This window comes from Aminobacter sp. P4_H6_2 (assembly GCF_056400805.1).
Genome location: NZ_JBFUKO010000789.1, coordinates 1 through 2203 on the forward strand (window position 1 = coordinate 1; position 2203 = coordinate 2203).

Genomic DNA, 2203 nt, shown 5'->3' on the forward strand with positions numbered 1-2203 from the left:
GTTCATCTGCCCGGCTAGTCATTCCAGCGCTTGCCGCCCTTTACGAAAAAGTTGCCCAGCCGCTGAGCTGGGTGGTTCTTCGCGTGGTCGTGGGGCGCGCGCTGATGGTCGAGGGATGGCCGAAAATTCTGGCACCCTTCGCGCAGACCGGCTTTGTCGAGAGTGTTGGCTTCTACCCCGGCTGGCTCTGGTCGCCATTGCTTGCCGCGATGCAGTTCTTCGGCGGAATAGCGCTTGCGATCGGCTTCATGACACGTCCGGTCGCCCTCGCAAATGCTGTCATGTTGGCCATAACCTGGTGGTTCCACTACACACATCCTTACGGTGACGCCTTCCTCACCCAGGCTGGAATCGACGCCTTGAAGGCGGGTGGCGATACGCTTTTCACGCCAGATGGCGTCAAGAGATTGGCAGACGGCGGCACAGCCCTCTTGCATCAGGTGCAAGACAAGGCGGAATTCCTGTCAGCTATCTGGGCCGTCGCGGTCATGTTGTTTGCGGGATTTGGCGGAGGACCGCTCTCTGTGGAACGTACCCTTCTCAAGCGCGAGTTCTAGGACACGCTGCGACGCACGATCTGATCGTCGCTCGCAATGCGGGCGACGAACTTGCACCATTTGACCTGCCGCAATGGCAGGCGCGATGGACCTTGAAGAATTCGCCCACGGCCCGTTTCGGCCCGCGTGCCTCTGTGCCTCCCCAAGAATTCGCTCTCGCAGCTTCCCTGGCTGTTCAGCGTGCGCTGCCTGCCCGACGCGCTCATTCTCAACAGCGACCGCAGCGCTGACATCGTTCTGGCGCGTACCCGGATGGGGTAACCCAGTCCCTTCCAGGACTGGCGTGGAGGCGCCGCATCGCCAGCGTGGGGCGGCGCCTGTGCTTGCAAATGCAGAAACTTTTCCCTTCGGCGCACCGGGCCAGCGCGGGGTTTTGCACAGCTTGCGGCATCGCATTGATCGACATGACGAAGTCTTGCCCACCTCCGCTTGACGAAACCCGATACCGGTGAGATAGTAATCCATAACTAAGACATAGATTACATAGTAATGTAACAACCGGGAAGGGGACCAAACATGAAACACATGACAAAAATCGCCATTTCGCTGGCCGCGATGTTGCTGCCGGCGACAGGCGTTGCGTGGGGGYAGTCCAAGGGTGGGGTGATCGACGTCGCCACCATCGGCGAGCCGCCGACTCTCGATCCAATGGCTTCCACCGCCGACCTGGTGGGCATCGTCACCCAGCACATCTACGAAACGCTCTATACCTTCGATAAGGATTGGGGTGTCACCCCGCTGCTCGCCGCCGACATGCCGCAGATTTCGGCCGACGGCATGACCTACACGATCGCGCTGCGCACCGGCATCAAGTTCCACGACGGCTCGGACATGAATTCCGCCGACGTGGTCGCTTCGCTGCAGCGTTGGATGAAGGTCGCGACGCGCGGCAAGCAGACCGCCGAGACCGTGAGCGCCGTCGAAGCCGTCGATGACAACACCATCAAGATCACCCTCAACAAGCCGTTCGCGCCGCTGCTTTCGCTGCTGTCGCTGAACAATGCCGCTGCCATCATCATCCCGTCGGAAGTTGCCGGACAGGATCCGTTGACCAGCTTCGTTGGCACCGGCCCCTATATGCTGAAGGAGCGCAAGCCCGACCAGTTCATCCAGCTCGCCCGCTTCGACGGCTACAAGTCGCGCGACGGCGAATCGAACGGCTATGGCGGCGCCCGCAAGCAGTATCTCGACGAGATCCGCTTCGTGCCTGTGCCCGATCCGAACACCCGCATCGAAGGCGCGGTGTCTGGCCAATTTACCTATGTCGACTCTCTGCCGGTGGAATCCTTCGACAAGATTTCGGGCGGCAAGACCGCGCCCGTCCTGCTGAAGCCGTTCGGCTGGCCGGTGTTCTTCATGAACACCAAGGAAGGGCTGAACTCCGACATCAAGATCCGCAAGGCGATCCAGGCAGCGCTCGCACCCAAGGACATGATGCTTGCGGCGTTCGGTTCGGAAGATTTCTTCTCCATCGACGGCGCCATGTATCCAGAAGGCTACAAGTGGCACAGCGAAACCGGCACCGAGCCCTACAAGCCCGAGGGCGACACCGCGGGTTCTTCAAGATCTTCTTCCATATCATCTTGCCCCTTTCGCCCTCGATTGTCGTGGTGGCGGTCATCCTGGTTTTCTCCGGGGTCTACAAC

General features: G+C 60.4%; 2 protein-coding genes. Both read left to right on the forward strand.

The window, feature by feature from the left end; genetic code table 11:
* Nucleotides 1–557: DoxX family protein (locus AC1DUU_RS30150; RefSeq protein ID WP_476786986.1), on the forward strand; the 557-nt coding region annotated here is incomplete at its 5' end.
* A gap of 516 nt (nt 558–1073) precedes the next feature.
* A partial coding sequence (locus AC1DUU_RS30155) for an ABC transporter substrate-binding protein (protein ID WP_476786987.1) occupies nt 1074–2203 on the forward strand: 1130 nt, incomplete at its 3' end.